The organism is Pseudomonas bananamidigenes (assembly GCF_001679645.1).
Taxonomy (GTDB): Bacteria; Pseudomonadota; Gammaproteobacteria; order Pseudomonadales; family Pseudomonadaceae; genus Aquipseudomonas; species Aquipseudomonas bananamidigenes.
Genome location: NZ_LRUN01000011.1, coordinates 35,104 through 49,395 on the forward strand (window position 1 = coordinate 35,104; position 14,292 = coordinate 49,395).

Sequence of the window (14,292 nt, forward strand, 5' to 3'; positions counted from 1 at the left end):
ACAGACAGGCCGTGGAGCTCTCGCTTCACGGCCTGTTTTTTTTGCACGTCGATTATGGAATCAGAACGCTTCCGGCTCGATCCCGGTAAAGCTGTCGACGGTCACATGCCCTTCCAGCTCCCCGCCCTCACGGGCCAGGCCGCAGGTTTGCAGGCCGGCGGACCGGGCGGCATCGAGTTCCTGCACGATGTCGGACAGGAACAGGATCTCTTGCGGCTCGACGCCGATGGCCTGCCGGATAGTGCTGTACGACTGCGCTTCGCGCTTGGGCCCTGACGTGGTGTCGAAGTAGCCGCTGAACAGCGGCGTCAGATCCCCGGCTTCCGAGCAGCCGAAAATCAGCTTCTGCGCCTGGATCGAACCGGATGAGTAAACGAACAATTGATACCCGGCCTGATGCCAGCGCTGGAGCGCTTCGACGGCGTCCGGGTATACATGCCCTTTCAACTGACCGGACTGATAGCCTTGCTCCCAGACCATGCCCTGCAACGCTTTCAGCGGCGTGGCCTTGCGATCTTCGGCGATCCAGGCCAGCAGAATCTCTACAACCCGTTCGACGTCGGCCTGGGGTTCGTTGCTGTCACGGCGCACGGCGTCCAGTTGCCCGGCGACATCGGCGCGTGTGGCGTTCTGACGAACGAAGTCCGGCAGATGTTTTGCCGCATACGGAAACAGCACGTCGAACACAAAACTCACCGCGCTGGTGGTGCCTTCGATATCGGTGAGGATGACCTTGATCGACATCGGCTCAGTCCTCCAGGCGCGGGAAGCGGCCGGCGATGTCTTCGCCGGTGAAGTTGGCGACCCAGCCTTCAGGGTTGTTGAACAGGCGGATCGCGACAAAGTGCGGGTTCTCGCCCATGTCGAACCAGTGTTTGGTGCCGGCGGGCACCGAAATCAGGTCGTTCTTCTCGCACAGCACGGCGTAGACGTAATCGTCGATATGCAGGGTAAACAGGCCACGGCCGGCGACGAAAAAGCGCACTTCATCTTCGCCATGGCGATGCTCTTCGAGAAATTTGGCGCGCAGCTCGGCCTTTTGCGGGTGATCGCTGTTGAGGCTGACCACATCGACTGTGATGTAACCGCGCTCGGTCATCAGCTTGTCGATTTGCTCACGGTAGGCGCCGATCACTTCTTCCTGGCTGGCACCGGGCTGGATCTTCGCGGCGGCTTGCCAACGGTCGAAGCGCACACCCTGCTCGGCCAGGGTCGAGGCGATGTCTTCGAAGTGGGTCAGCACCTTGTTCGGAATTTCAGGGCTGGAAACGTGATAGACGGACAGGCTGCTCATGGGGCATTTCCTCGGTATCGGCCTTGCCGTCCGGTTCTTCGAGACCGGTCGGGCACTGCATTCATCAGGCAAACGGGCTGGTTCTGGTGAAGTCAGCCTTGGCGGTTCATGACGCTGCGGGTCTTCAACTCGCATTCAAACAGGAATTCAAAGGCTTCGATCTGGCGCAACGCGTCACTCATCTGCGCACCCCAGGTGTAGAGACCGTGACCGCGAATCAGATAACCGACGCAATCGGGATGGGCGTCGAGCCAAGGCTGCACCTTGGCAGCGAGGCGCGCAATGTCCTGATCGTTGTCGAAAATCGGCACCCGCACCCGGGATTCGTGGGTCGTAATGCCGCTGAAGGCTTTTTGCAGTTCGTAGTCTTCGAACTCGATGAAGTCTTGCGGCGTCAGGCGCGACAGCACCGTGGCGTTCACCGAGTGGGTGTGCAGCACCGCGCCGATCTCCGGGCGCCAGCTGTAGAGCTGGGTGTGCAGCAGGGTTTCGGCGGACGGCTTTTTGCCCGGTTCCAGGCTGTTGCCGGACAGGTCGGTCGCCAGCACATCGTCCAGACCCAGTTGGCCCTTGTGCTTGCCGGACACGGTCAGCAGCGCTTCGCCCGGCGACAGGCGCGTCGAATAGTTGCTGCTGGTGGCCGGCGACCAGCCGCGGCCATAAAGAAAACGCCCGGCATCGATGATCTGCTGGGCAAGCTGTTCACGGGTAAGGCTCATGGCCTGTCCTCTTGCATACGTGTGGCAATGATAACGGCAGCAGCAAGTGCCGCGAGACTGGCAATACTAAAGGTCAATGTCGCACCGAGGGCGTTCCAGCTGTAACCGGCATACAACGCACCGAGCGCTCCGCCGGTGCCGGCCAGCGCCGCGTACAGCGCCTGCCCCTGCCCTTGCTGTCGGGCGCCGAAGCTACGTTGCACGAATGCGATGGCAGCGGCATGAAAGCTGCCGAATGTCGCAGCATGAAGCACCTGGGCAAACAACAGCACCCAGAGAAATTCGGCGAATGAACCTAACAGCAACCAGCGCAGCGCCGCCAGCAGAAAACTCGCCGTCAGCACGCGCCGCAGGGAGAAGCGCGCAAGAATCCGGCTCATCGCCATGAACATCAGCACCTCCGCCACCACGCCAACGGCCCAGAGCATGCCGATCACGCCACGGCTGTAACCCAGTCGTTCAAGGTGCAAGGTCAGAAACGTGTAATACGGCCCGTGGCTCATCTGCATCAGCGCCACGCAACCGTAGAACGCCAGCACCCCTGGTTGGCGCAGCTGCCTGAGGAAGCCCTCCCCGGTCGGTCGGTTGCCCTGAGGCGGTTGCGCGTTCGGCACCCACAGACTGCTGAGCACGATGCCTGCCATGATCAGCACCAGCGCCGCCGGATAAATGTCGAGGCTCAGCCATTCGAACAACCGTCCGAGGGCGACCACGGTGATGATGAAACCGATGGAACCCCATAGCCGGATCTGGCTGTAGCGAGACGTCTGGCCTTGCAGATGCGCCAGGGTGATGACTTCGAACTGCGGCAACACTGCATGCCAGAAGAAGGCGTGCAAGGCCATGACCATCGCCAGCCAGGCGTAGGACTTGCTGACGAAAATCAACGAGAACGTCAGCAGCGTGCACAGCGCGCCGAAGCGCACGATGGCCAGTCGTCTGCCGGTGTAGTCGCCGAGCCAGCCCCAGATGTTCGGCGCCACGCAGCGCATCAGCATCGGAATCGCCACCAGCTCGCCGATGCGTGCGGCGCTGAACCCGAGGTGATCGAAGTACAGCGCCAGAAACGGTGCCGTCGAGCCGAGCAAGGCGAAATAGAACAGATAGAAACTGGACAGCCGCCAGTACGGAAGCGCCGCCACGGTCAGACCGCAGCGGCCGTGAGTTGCCCCATCAGAGCTGACCCAGCACCGGGGTGTTCACCCGCACGCCGGCGTTCTGACCACGGTGACGCAACAGGTGATCCATCAGCACGATGGCCATCATCGCCTCGGCAATCGGCGTGGCACGGATGCCGACGCACGGATCGTGACGGCCCTTGGTGATCACTTCGACCGGGTTGCCGTCGATGTCGATCGAACGGCCCGGGGTGGTGATGCTCGACGTCGGCTTCAAGGCCAGATGCGCGACGATCGGCTGACCCGAAGAGATGCCACCGAGGATGCCGCCAGCGTTGTTGCTGAGGAAACCTTCCGGGGTCAGCTCGTCGCGGTGCTCGGTGCCGCGCTGGGCGACACAGGCGAAACCGGCGCCGATCTCCACGCCCTTGACCGCGTTGATGCTCATCAGCGCATGGGCCAGTTCGGCGTCGAGACGGTCGAAGATCGGCTCGCCCAGACCAGGCATCACGCCTTCGGCGACCACGGTGATCTTCGCCCCGACCGAATCCTGATCACGGCGCAGCTGGTCCATGTAGGCTTCCAGTTCCGGCACCTTGTCCGGGTCCGGGCTGAAGAAGGCGTTCTGCTCGACCGATTCCCAGGTCTTGAACGGGATTTCGATCGGGCCGAGCTGGCTCATGTAGCCGCGAATCACGATGCCCTGGGTCGCCAGGTATTTCTTGGCGATCGCACCGGCCGCCACACGCATGGCGGTTTCCCGCGCGGAGCTGCGACCGCCGCCGCGGTAATCGCGCTCGCCGTATTTGTGATGGTAGGTGTAATCGGCATGGGCCGGACGGAACAGGTCCTTGATCGCCGAGTAATCCTTGGACTTCTGGTCGGTGTTGCGAATCAGCAGGCCGATGGAGCAACCGGTAGTGCGCCCCTCGAACACGCCGGAAAGGATTTCGACTTCGTCGGCCTCCTGACGCTGGGTGGTGTGACGGCTGGTGCCCGGCTTGCGGCGGTCGAGGTCGCGCTGCAGGTCTTCAAGGGAAATCTCCAGGCCCGGCGGGCAGCCGTCGACAATGGCGACCAACGCCGGACCATGGCTTTCGCCCGCGGTGGTGACAGTGAACAGCTTGCCGTAGGTATTGCCGGACATGCAGGACGCTCCGTTAAATCAAACCCGAATTCATGATGCGCGCCAGTATACGCAGGCTAACCGAGTAGTTCATCCTCGAACCTTGGCGGTGTTGGTGAGTCCAACCGGCACCTTGGCAAATGATGGCGTGATGATGCTGCGAGTTTTGATCTTGAGCCTTACCCTGTTTACTGGCTTCGTCCAGGCAACGGTCCTGCAACGCCCGGTGACGCTGGACACCGGCAACGGAGAACTTTTCGGCTCGCTTTTGCTACCGAAGTCTGACAATCCGCTGCCGATTGTCCTGATCCTGTCTGGCTCCGGTCCTACGGATCGTGACGGAAACAACCCGGACGGCGGGCGCAACGACAGCCTCAAGCGACTGGCCTGGGTGTTGGCCAAACACAATATCGCCAGCGTTCGCTTCGACAAGCGCGGGGTGGCGGCGAGCCTGGCCGCGACGCCGGATGAGCGCAATCTGTCGGTGGAGGCCTACGTCGCGGACGCCGTGGCCTGGGGCCGGAAGCTCAAGGCCGATCCGCGTTTCGGTCCGCTGATCCTGCTCGGCCACAGCGAGGGCGCACTGATCGCCAGCCTGGCCGCACCGAAAGTCGACGCCGCGGCGGTCATCTCGCTGTCCGGCACGGCGCGGCCGATCGATCAGGTCCTGCGCCGGCAACTGGCCCGCAGCCTCCCACCACCTTTGATGCAGCGCAGCAACGAGCTGCTCGACAGCTTCAAGGCCGGGCATACCGATGACAACGTGCCGCCGCCCTTACAGGCGATCTTTCGCCCGAGCGTGCAGCCCTATCTGATTTCGCTGTTCCGTCAGGACCCGTCCGCAGCCTTCGCCCGACTGAAAATGCCGGCCTTGATCGTTCAGGGCAGCAATGACATTCAGGTCCAGGTCGATGATGCCAATCTGCTCAAAGCGGCAAAACCCGATGCCACACTGGCGGTGATCGAAGGCATGAATCATGTGATGCGCATCGTGCCCAATGACGTGAAACGGCAAGTGGCGTCCTACAAGGACCCGAATCTGCCGCTGGCGGCCGAACTGGGAACCCGGATTCTCGGGTTTATTGACGGACTTCGCACCCGTTAACCCTCCAGTCCTGGAAAAAACGGCCGATAAGCCTTTGTCGCCAGCGTACTGGCTGGCGGCAGGCAGCTTGGACAGGATCTCGCCGTTATGACTGATACCCAGACTTCACCCGACACCACCGCTGAAAAAGACGCACCGCCAGCGGTCGAGCTGCCATGGGCGGATGTCCACGTCGAGCACCACAAAATGCTCCGCCTGGCGCCGTTGCAGACCGACCGCAACACCGGCGGGCGGCCGTTGCGTTTTGTCGAATTCGGTTACGCCGAGCGCAACGGCAAAGACCAGAGCCTGATGCGCATGGAGATCAAACTGCCTGCCCAGCGCGTGCGCAAAGAACAGAATCAGCTTGATGTGTGGGTCGACCACAAGACCAAGCGCGTGCACTTCGGCCCGGACAGCGGTTTGCAGATCGAACCGCCAAACCGTGGCATCGGCCGCTTCATGGCCGCCCAGGGCATCAACTGGGCGAAGAAGCGCTGGCCCACCTACACCGTCGACGGCATGGACCTGAACAACAAGGACGCGCTGAACGAAGCCACCCGCCTGCGCCGCGATCACTTTCTGCGGGTACACGGCTTTGATGTGGTGTACGCCGACGCCCAGCACTTGAAGGGCAGCGTCAAGGACGTCCGGGTCGGTGATTTGCTCGGCGACTGGAACACTGAAAAGCTGCAGATCGTCGAGATTCTCGAGGCCGCGCAGATGTTGCAGCAAGCCGAGCAGAACCTCGCCGAACAGGAAGTGAAACTGAAGCAGCAGGAAGACAAGGTCAGCAAGTTCAAGCGTGAAGACGCCGGTTTGCGCTTCACCATTACTTGCCTGGTGGCGTTTGCGGTGTTTCAGGCAGGTTTGCTGATCTGGATTGCCACGCACCGCTGAGCCAACGATCGTTCCCACCGAGGCGGGAACGATCGGTTCAGGTCAGACGCGGGAAGCGAAGAGCGCCTGATGATTGCGGCACTGTTCGGCAGTCAGCATGAACACGCCATGTCCGCCGCGCTGGAATTCCAGCCAGGCGAAATCGACTTCCGGGTACAGCGCTTCGACGTGTACCTGGCTGTTGCCCACCTCGACGATCAGCAAACCCTTCTCGGTCAGGTGATCCGCCGCTTCGGCGAGCATCCGGCGCACCAGGTTCAAACCATCGTCGCCACAGGCCAGGCCCAGCTCGGGCTCATGATGGTATTCGTCCGGCATGTCGGCAAAATCTTCCGCATCGACATAGGGCGGGTTCGACACGATCAGGTCGAAACGCTGACCCGGCAGCCCCTCGAAACCATCGCCCTGCACGGTGAACACACGCTCATCGACACCGTGGCGCTCAATGTTCTGGTTCGCCACTTCCAGGGCTTCGAACGACAGGTCCGCCAGCACCACTTCGGCATTCTGGAACTCGTAGGCGCAAGCGATGCCGATGCAGCCGGAGCCGGTGCACAGGTCGAGAATCCGCACAGGCTCGTCTCCGATCCACGGCGCAAAACGGTTTTCGATCAACTCGCCGATCGGCGAACGCGGGATCAGCACGCGCTCATCGACGATGAACGACAGGCCGCAGAACCACGCCTCGCCGAGCAGATAAGCGGTCGGAATGCGCTCCTCGATTCGGCGTTTGAGCAAGCGTTGCAGGTTGACCAGTTCGTCGTCTTCCAGCGCGCAGTCCAGATAGCTGTCGGCGATTTCCCATGGCAGGTGCAAGGCGCCGAGCACGAGTTGCCGGGCTTCGTCCCAGGCGTTATCGGTGCCGTGGCCGAAAAACAGATCCTCCCCATGGAAGCGGCTGACGGCCCAACGGATGTGGTCGCGCAGGGTACGAAGTCGGGAAGTGATCACGGGCAGAACTCCAGAAAAAACGACTGGCGATTCTAGCAGCCAAAACGCGCCACGACGACGCAGGAAATATCCCGGATCGGCGGTAGGAGCGTTCCGAATTCCTTATCAGCTATTGAACAGAACGTGTAACTTGACGAGGCTGCAGGCCAGAAACGACGGTGCCTACGATGGTAGCGATTCACAGAACCGCTCAGCCAGAGGACAATGTCGCAAAAGCCCCACCCCAAGGAGCCCCAGAATGTCCGTTCCAAAAACGATGTTTCAACTCAGCGGTCGCGGTTACGCAGCGGCCACGTTGAGCCATGCCACCGTGGTCATCATCGATGCCCAGAAAGAGTACCTCAGCGGCCCGCTGGCCCTGAGCGGCATGGACGCGGCTGTCGCGAACATCAAACAACTGGTTGCCGCCGCACGTGCAGCCGGCCGTCCGATCGTGCACGTACGCCACCTCGGCACCGTGGGCGGTCTGTTCGACCCGCAGGGCGAACGCGGCGAATTCATCCCCGGTCTGGAACCCCAGGGCGATGAAACCATCATCGGCAAACTGCTGCCGAGCGCTTTCCACGGCACCGAACTTTACGATCGCCTGCAAACCCTCGGTTCGCTGGACCTGATCGTCTGCGGTTTCATGAGCCACTCCAGCGTCAGCACCACCGTACGCGCGGCGAAAAACCTGGGTTTCCGCTGCACACTGGTTGAGGACGCCTGCGCCACCCGTGATTTGCCGTTCAAGGGCCGCGTGCTCAGCGCCGCCCAGGTACAGGAGGCGGAAATGGCGATCATGGCCGACAACTTCGCCACCCTTGCCCGGACTCAGGACCTGATCTGATACACCTGCCCGTGAGCGGCCCGGCCCGCCGCTCATCCGCAAAAGCCTCGCATTTGCTTCAATTACCCTAGCCTCAGGAACAACCCGGGCAACTCCCGGTCGAAGGGCCGATACCCATTGAGGAAGGTCGGAATGAAGTTATCCGATGGATTTGACGCACGCCGCTTGCGGCCCAAAGGCCAAAGCAACTGGCGTTTTCGATTTGGCGCAGCGATCGCCGCCATTCTGGCGACGTTCGGCATTCTGTTGGCGATGGCCGGCGCCGCCAGCCTGATCGGGCACCCGCCGGCACTCGGAGAGTTGAATGCTACGCCGACCGGCTCGGCGATCATTCTGGCCGTCGGCCTGTTGTTCCTGTATTTCGGCGTGGCCCTGTGGCGTCGTTGCCGGCGTCGCGCACGACAATCGCGGGAGCTGAACATGTCCCCGCACCTGATGAAAAAACACGACTGAATCGACGGCCTGGCTTTTTGCCGGGCGTTTTGTGTCTCTTTGGGTAAACTGGCCGCCCTTCGCGGAGGCTGATATGCAAGACGACGATTTTTCTCTGTTCAAAAGTGCGATCCAAGGCGTCAAGCCGATCAAGCACGACCGCGCCGACACCGGCAAACCCAAGACTGACCGTGCGCAAATCGCCAAACTGCGCCAGTCCGCCACCATCCGTACCGAAACCACCACCGTTGACGGTCTGTCCGATCAGTTCGTGATCGACGTCGGCCCCGAAGACGAACTTATGTGGGCCCGTGACGGCGTGCAGGAAAGCCAGATGCGCAAGCTCAAGATCGGGCAGATCCCGTTCGAAGGCAGCCTCGACCTGCACGGCATGAGCGTCGAAAAGGCCCGGGAAACCCTTTGGGCGTTTCTCGCCGAGGCGACAAAATTCGAAATCCGCTGCGTACGCGTCACCCACGGCAAGGCCGTGCGTCTGGACGGCAAGCGCCCGATGATCAAAAGCCACGTCAACACCTGGCTGCGCCAGCATGCGCAAGTGCTCGGATTCTGCTCGTGCCAGGCGAAACACGGCGGCGCCGGCGCGGTTTACGTGATGCTCAAACGCACCATGATGGAAGGCCGCGACGAATAATCCCGTCACACCGAACTTGCAGGGTCGTGTCCGCCACCGTACCCTTGCCCTTTGCGAAAATCCCCACAGGTAGTTTCATGTCCCTGGAACAGAATTACACCGCGATTCTCGGCCAACTGGGCGAGGACGTGTCCCGCGAGGGCCTGCTCGACACGCCGAAGCGTGCCGCCAAAGCCATGCAGTACCTCTGCCGCGGTTATGAACAGACGCTCGAAGAGGTCACCAATGGTGCCCTGTTCAGCTCCGACAACAGCGAAATGGTGCTGGTCAAGGACATCGAGCTCTACTCGTTGTGCGAACACCACCTGCTGCCGTTCATCGGCAAGGCCCATGTCGCGTATATCCCGAGCGGCAAAGTGCTGGGCCTGTCGAAGGTCGCGCGGATCGTCGACATGTACGCCCGCCGCCTGCAGATCCAGGAAAACCTCAGCCGCCAGATCGCCGATGCGGTCCAGCAGGTCACCGGCGCGCTGGGCGTGGCCGTGGTGATCGAGGCCAAGCACATGTGCATGATGATGCGCGGTGTGGAGAAACAGAATTCGTCGATGATCACTTCGGTGATGCTCGGTGAATTCCGCGAAAACGCGGCGACCCGCAGCGAGTTTCTCAGCCTGATCAAGTAATTGGCGACGAAAAAAACCGGCGTTGATCGCCGGTTTTTTTTCGTCCGTGAAAAATCGGGTAAGCTGCGCGACTTCTTCAATGTCCCTGTGAGGCTTGTAACGTGTTCGTCAAAGCGCTTCGTGTCGGCCTCGGCCAACTGATCATCTTCGTTGACTTTCTGACCCGCCCGGGCAAGAAGCAGCGCACCGCCGCTGCCCAGGCTCAAGTGGACGCCGCCGCGAAAGACCTGACCCTGTATCAGTTTCACGCCTGCCCGTTCTGCGTGAAGACCCGCCGCAGCCTGCGTCGCCTGAATGTGCCGGTGGCCCTGAAGGACGCGAAGAACAACGAGCAGGATCGCCAGACCCTGCTGGAACAGGGCGGCAAGATCAAGGTGCCGTGCCTGCGCATCGAAGAAAACGGCCAGACCACCTGGATGTATGAGTCCAACACCATCATCGAATACCTGAACAAGCGGTTCGCCGCCGTCTGAACCTGAAAAACCGGCCTGCGCGGCCGGTTTTTTTATGCCGCCTGCGCGGCCTGTGCCTGGCGCACGACGCCTGCCAGACGCTTGAGCCCTTCATCCAGACGACCCGGATCAATGTGGCTGAAGTTCAGGCGCAGATGGCCAGGGTTGCGATCCGGCTCGGGGAAAAACGGCTCACCCGGCATGAACGCCACATCGTTGGCCAAAGCAGCGTTGAGCAAGGTGCGCGTGTCCAGCGGCTTTTTCAGGGTCAGCCAGAAAAACAACCCGCCCTGCGGCGTTTCCCAGTCCGCCAGATCGGCGAAGTGAGTTTCCAGCGCCGCTTGAAAGGCATCGCGGCGCTGACGGTAGAAGCCGCGCAACTGACTCAAATGCTGCTGATATTTCTCGCTGCCGATCCACTGCAACGCCTGCCACTGACCGATGCGGTTGGTGTGCAGATCCGCCGACTGCTTGAGCTTGAGCAAATGTGGAAACAGGTCCGGACTGGCAATCAGATAGCCGACACGCAGACCCGGCAGCAGGGTTTTCGAAACGGTGCCGGTGTAGATCCAGCTGGATTTTTTCAAACGACCGGCAATCGGTCGGGCGCTGCCGTCGTCAAAGGTCAGTTCGCGGTAGGGCTCGTCTTCGATCAGGGTCACGCCGAACTCGTCGAGCAGCGCGGCCACCGCCTCGCGCCTGGCTTCGCTGTAGCGTACGGCGGACGGGTTCTGGAAGGTCGGGATCAGGTAGATGAACGCCGGGCGGTGCTGTTCAAGGCGCTGGCGCAATTGCGCAAGGTCCGGTCCGTCGGCCTCGAGCGGCACGGTCAGGCAATCGGCGCCGAACAACTGGAAAATCTGCAATGCCGCCAGATACGTCGGTGCTTCGAGCAGGATTTCCGTACCCTTGTCGATGTACAGCTTGGCGGCCAGATCGAGGGTTTGCTGGGAGCCACTGACCACCAACACCTGGCTCGCCTCGCACGGCAAACCCAGCGCCCTCGCCTCTGCAGCCAGCGCTTCACGCAACGCCGGCTCGCCTTCGCTCATGCCGTATTGGCCGAGAGACAGCGGCATGGTGGCCCACTCGACCTTCGGCAGCATCGTTTCAGCCGGCAAGCCGCCGGCGAACGACATGACTTCCGGGCGCTGCGCCGCGGCAAGGATTTCACGGATCAGAGAACTTTTGAGACGCGACACTCGTTCGGAAAAAGCCATGGGGATCACCGCTAGCGAGGCTGGAGGGAAATGAGTCAAACTTGTTGACTGAAATTACGTCAACCTCCGCGGAAACGTCAACATGATTGACCTTAAAAAATGCACCAGCCAGCAACAGGCCATGGAAGCGTTCTTCTTCGGCTATCAGGCATTCACTGCCAAAGCCGATGAAATGCTCGAACGTCGCGGTCTGTCGCGAGTGCATCAACGCATCGTGTTTTTCATCGCCCGCTATCCGAATTCAAGCGTCAAGGAGCTACTCACACTGCTCGGCGTAAGCAAACAGGCGTTGAACATGCCATTGCGCCAGCTTCAGGAAATGCACCTGGTCGACAGCGTGGCGTCCGAGGTGGACAAGCGTAAGCGCTTGCTGGAGCTGACCGTCGAAGGCGCGAAACTTGAACAGGCGCTGCGTCGCGAACAGGTGAAATTACTGGAGCGAGTGTTCGCCGAGGCCGGCGAAACAGCAGTGAATGGCTGGCTGGCGGTGAATACGGCCCTGGGGAAAAACCGCTCGACCGAGTGATATAGCGCGATCCTCAAAACTTTCGTCAACAAAACCAAAAACATTATTTGCTTTATTTGTATACAAAAGCATAATCCACTGCGTGCGAGTTCCTGACCGCATGGTCAACAAATTCGCGTATGCCTCAAAGGGCCGCTGCCACCCTCCTCATAGGGTCCGGCCCTGGAAATAACAATAAAACTCTTGAGGAGTACTCGCTGTGGAAAGCCGCAAATCCGAAGCATCGACGCTGGAACTCTCGCCGCCGTTACGCAATGGCCTGCTGGAGCGCATCTTCAAACTCAGCTTGCATGGCACCACGGTGAAGACCGAGCTGATTGCCGGTCTGACAACCTTCATCACCATGGCTTACATCATTTTCGTCAACCCGAACATCATGGCCGATGCCGGGATCGACCACGGTGCGGCCTTCGTCGCCACCTGCATTGCCGCCGCTCTGGGCTGCCTGCTGATGGGCCTGTACGCCAACTGGCCGGTGGGCCTGGCGCCGGGCATGGGCCTCAACGCATTCTTTACCTACACCGTGGTCGGCACCATGGGCTACAACTGGGAAACCGCCCTCGGTGCGGTGTTCGTCTCGGGCGTGCTGTTCATGATCCTGACCTTCTCGCGCATCCGCGAATGGCTGCTCAACAGCATTCCTGTCAGCCTGCGTTTTGCGATGGGTGCCGGTGTCGGTCTGTTTCTCGGGCTGATCGGCCTGAAAACCGCCGGTATCGTCGTCGACAGCCCGGCCACCCTGATCAAGCTCGGCTCGCTGCGTGAACCCGGCCCGCTGCTCGCCGCCCTCTGCTTCCTGATGATCGCGATCCTCAGTTACCACAAGGTGTTCGGCGCGATCCTCATCAGCATCATCACCGTGACTCTGGCCGGCTGGGGCATCGGTCTGGTGCACTACGAGGGGATCATGTCCGCTCCGCCAAGCCTGGCACCGACCTTCATGGCCATGAATGTCGCCGGCGTGTTCAACGTCAGCATGATCAGCGTGGTACTGGCCTTCCTCTTCGTACACATGTTCGACACCGCCGGCACCCTGATGGGCGTTGCCCAGCGCGCCAATCTGGTAGGCGCTGACGGTCGTATCGAAAACCTGTCTCGCGCAATGAAAGCCGACTCCGCCTCCAGCGTATTCGGTGCGGTCGTCGGCGTTCCACCGGTCACCAGCTACGTGGAAAGTGCCGCCGGTGTAGCGGCGGGTGGTCGGACTGGTCTTACCGCAGTCACCGTCGGTGTGCTATTTATAGCCGCGATGTTCTTTGCACCGCTGGCCGGCATGATTCCCGCTTACGCCACCGCCGGCGCGCTGATTTATGTCGCGATGCTGATGATGGGCGGCATGGCGCACATCGAATGGGACGAAGCGACCGACAGCATTCCGGCCATCGTCACCGCGATCATGATGCCGCTGACCTTCTCGGTCGCCGACGGCATCGCGCTGGGTTTCATCACCTATGTCGCGCTGAAGGCCGGCACCGGCAAGTACAAAGAGATTTCCGTCAGCCTGTGGGTGCTCTGCGCGATCTTCATCGCCAAGTTCATCTTCCTGTAAGCGACACGCGGCTCGGGCATCAAAACAGCCTCACCCCAGCGGGTGGGGCTTTTGCACATCTTTGATAACGACAAGAAGGAGAAAGTGATGAGTCTGGAAACCTGGCTGCTGTTCAGCGGCGCTGCGCTGGTAGTGATTCTGATACCGGGACCACTGTCGCTGCTGATGATCAGCAACAGTCTGAATTACGGATTGCGCCGCTCTTACCCGGCCTTTCTGGGCGGCGTCAGTGCGTCAATCTGCCTGCTCAGCGCCTCGGCCCTGGGTTTGGGCGCCTTGCTGCTGGCATCGGAAAAACTCTTCAGTGCATTGAAAATTGTTGGTGCGCTGTACCTGTTCTACCTCGCCTGGCAGAGCTGGCAGCAATCGCGTCAGCCATCGGTCGGTGCCCAGGTTCCAGACGCAGCGCCGGTTCCTCGCTTTCGCGCATTGTTCGGGCGTGCATTCGTACTGGGCGCCAGCAACCCGAAGGACATCCTGTTCTTTGCCGCGTTTCTGCCGCAGTTTCTCAATGCCGAGCAGCCGTTTCTGCCGCAGTTGCTGGTGATGATTGCGACCTGGACCGTACTCGATCTGCTGTGCAAATTGACCTACGGCCTCGGCGCTCACGGTGCAGCGCGATATCTGCGCAGCGGCAAGGGCCAGAGCTGGTTCAACCGCATCAGTGCCGGACTGTTTGGCGGAGCAGGTGCAGCCTCGTTGCTGAGCAGTCACTGAGCCTCTCGGGAACGAGCGATACCCGGTAACATCTCGCTCCGCGAATAGATTTATTTACCGCACTTCGCAACGTCGATTCACCGAACATCCGGCTTCTTCT

17 protein-coding genes are annotated in these 14,292 nt (G+C 60.9%); 10 read left to right on the top strand and 7 right to left on the bottom strand.

The window, feature by feature from the left end; genetic code table 11:
* Window positions 1-60: 60 nt before the first annotated feature.
* The 5 genes from mtnC to aroC form a co-directional block, all read right to left on the bottom strand.
* Window positions 61-744 (bottom strand): acireductone synthase, encoded by a 684-nt coding sequence (mtnC, locus tag BBF94_RS05585; protein ID WP_065258058.1) that lies wholly within the window; start codon window positions 742-744, stop codon window positions 61-63.
* A gap of 4 nt (window positions 745-748) precedes the next feature.
* The gene (locus BBF94_RS05590) at window positions 749-1,294 is read right to left on the bottom strand and encodes a 1,2-dihydroxy-3-keto-5-methylthiopentene dioxygenase (RefSeq protein ID WP_065258059.1); all 546 of its coding nucleotides are present in this window, start codon (window positions 1,292-1,294) and stop codon (window positions 749-751) included.
* Window positions 1,295-1,386: 92 nt separating this feature from the next.
* A complete protein-coding gene (locus BBF94_RS05595; RefSeq protein WP_065258060.1) occupies window positions 1,387-2,013 on the bottom strand; it encodes a methylthioribulose 1-phosphate dehydratase in 627 nt (208 codons plus the stop codon).
* Complete coding sequence (locus BBF94_RS05600) at window positions 2,010-3,155, bottom strand: MFS transporter (protein WP_065258061.1); 1,146 nt, start codon at window positions 3,153-3,155, stop codon at window positions 2,010-2,012. Before BBF94_RS05600 ends, BBF94_RS05595 begins: the two co-directional genes overlap by 4 nt.
* Before the next feature lie 31 nt (window positions 3,156-3,186).
* The gene (aroC, locus tag BBF94_RS05605; RefSeq protein ID WP_065258062.1) at window positions 3,187-4,278 is read right to left on the bottom strand and encodes a chorismate synthase; all 1,092 of its coding nucleotides are present in this window, start codon (window positions 4,276-4,278) and stop codon (window positions 3,187-3,189) included.
* Between the two features lie 130 nt (window positions 4,279-4,408).
* On the opposite strand from aroC, the gene BBF94_RS05610 reads away from it, so the two are divergent.
* Both BBF94_RS05610 and BBF94_RS05615 read left to right on the top strand, forming a co-directional pair.
* Window positions 4,409-5,362 (top strand): alpha/beta hydrolase, encoded by a 954-nt coding sequence (locus tag BBF94_RS05610; RefSeq protein ID WP_065258063.1) that lies wholly within the window; start codon window positions 4,409-4,411, stop codon window positions 5,360-5,362.
* Between the two features lie 87 nt (window positions 5,363-5,449).
* The gene (locus BBF94_RS05615) at window positions 5,450-6,241 is read left to right on the top strand and encodes a hypothetical protein (protein ID WP_065258064.1); all 792 of its coding nucleotides are present in this window, start codon (window positions 5,450-5,452) and stop codon (window positions 6,239-6,241) included.
* Between the two features lie 42 nt (window positions 6,242-6,283).
* Here BBF94_RS05615 and prmB read toward each other — a convergent pair whose 3' ends face one another.
* Window positions 6,284-7,192 (bottom strand): 50S ribosomal protein L3 N(5)-glutamine methyltransferase, encoded by a 909-nt coding sequence (gene prmB, locus BBF94_RS05620; RefSeq protein WP_065258065.1) that lies wholly within the window; start codon window positions 7,190-7,192, stop codon window positions 6,284-6,286.
* A 238-nt stretch (window positions 7,193-7,430) separates the two neighbouring features.
* On the opposite strand from prmB, the gene BBF94_RS05625 reads away from it, so the two are divergent.
* The 5 genes from BBF94_RS05625 (at window position 7,431) to BBF94_RS05645 (ending at window position 10,201) form a co-directional block, all read left to right on the top strand.
* Window positions 7,431-8,021, top strand: coding sequence for a cysteine hydrolase family protein (locus tag BBF94_RS05625; RefSeq protein ID WP_065258066.1), 591 nt, complete (start codon window positions 7,431-7,433; stop codon window positions 8,019-8,021).
* Between the two features lie 132 nt (window positions 8,022-8,153).
* Window positions 8,154-8,474, top strand: coding sequence for a hypothetical protein (locus BBF94_RS05630; protein ID WP_065258067.1), 321 nt, complete (start codon window positions 8,154-8,156; stop codon window positions 8,472-8,474).
* Window positions 8,475-8,547: 73 nt separating this feature from the next.
* Window positions 8,548-9,105 carry a Smr/MutS family protein gene (locus tag BBF94_RS05635; RefSeq protein ID WP_065258068.1) on the top strand — a complete coding sequence of 186 codons (558 nt, stop codon included), beginning with the start codon at window positions 8,548-8,550 and terminating at the stop codon, window positions 9,103-9,105.
* A gap of 77 nt (window positions 9,106-9,182) precedes the next feature.
* Entirely contained in the window at window positions 9,183-9,728 is a 546-nt protein-coding gene (folE, locus tag BBF94_RS05640; protein WP_003204506.1) for a GTP cyclohydrolase I FolE, read from the top strand.
* Window positions 9,729-9,829: 101 nt separating this feature from the next.
* Window positions 9,830-10,201 carry a glutathione S-transferase N-terminal domain-containing protein gene (locus BBF94_RS05645; protein ID WP_065258069.1) on the top strand — a complete coding sequence of 124 codons (372 nt, stop codon included), beginning with the start codon at window positions 9,830-9,832 and terminating at the stop codon, window positions 10,199-10,201.
* Window positions 10,202-10,233: 32 nt separating this feature from the next.
* Here the strand turns inward: BBF94_RS05645 and BBF94_RS05650 are convergent, their stop codons facing one another.
* The gene (locus BBF94_RS05650) at window positions 10,234-11,400 is read right to left on the bottom strand and encodes an aminotransferase-like domain-containing protein (RefSeq protein WP_065258070.1); all 1,167 of its coding nucleotides are present in this window, start codon (window positions 11,398-11,400) and stop codon (window positions 10,234-10,236) included.
* 82 nt (window positions 11,401-11,482) lie between these two features.
* Between BBF94_RS05650 and BBF94_RS05655 the strand changes: the two genes are divergently transcribed.
* The 3 genes from BBF94_RS05655 (at window position 11,483) to BBF94_RS05665 (ending at window position 14,192) form a co-directional block, all read left to right on the top strand.
* On the top strand, window positions 11,483-11,926 hold the full coding sequence (locus tag BBF94_RS05655; RefSeq protein ID WP_065258071.1) for a MarR family winged helix-turn-helix transcriptional regulator: 444 nt from the start codon (window positions 11,483-11,485) through the stop codon (window positions 11,924-11,926).
* Window positions 11,927-12,125: 199 nt separating this feature from the next.
* The gene (locus BBF94_RS05660) at window positions 12,126-13,475 is read left to right on the top strand and encodes an NCS2 family permease (protein WP_065258072.1); all 1,350 of its coding nucleotides are present in this window, start codon (window positions 12,126-12,128) and stop codon (window positions 13,473-13,475) included.
* A gap of 87 nt (window positions 13,476-13,562) precedes the next feature.
* On the top strand, window positions 13,563-14,192 hold the full coding sequence (locus tag BBF94_RS05665) for a LysE family translocator (RefSeq protein WP_065258073.1): 630 nt from the start codon (window positions 13,563-13,565) through the stop codon (window positions 14,190-14,192).
* Window positions 14,193-14,292 lie beyond the last annotated feature (100 nt).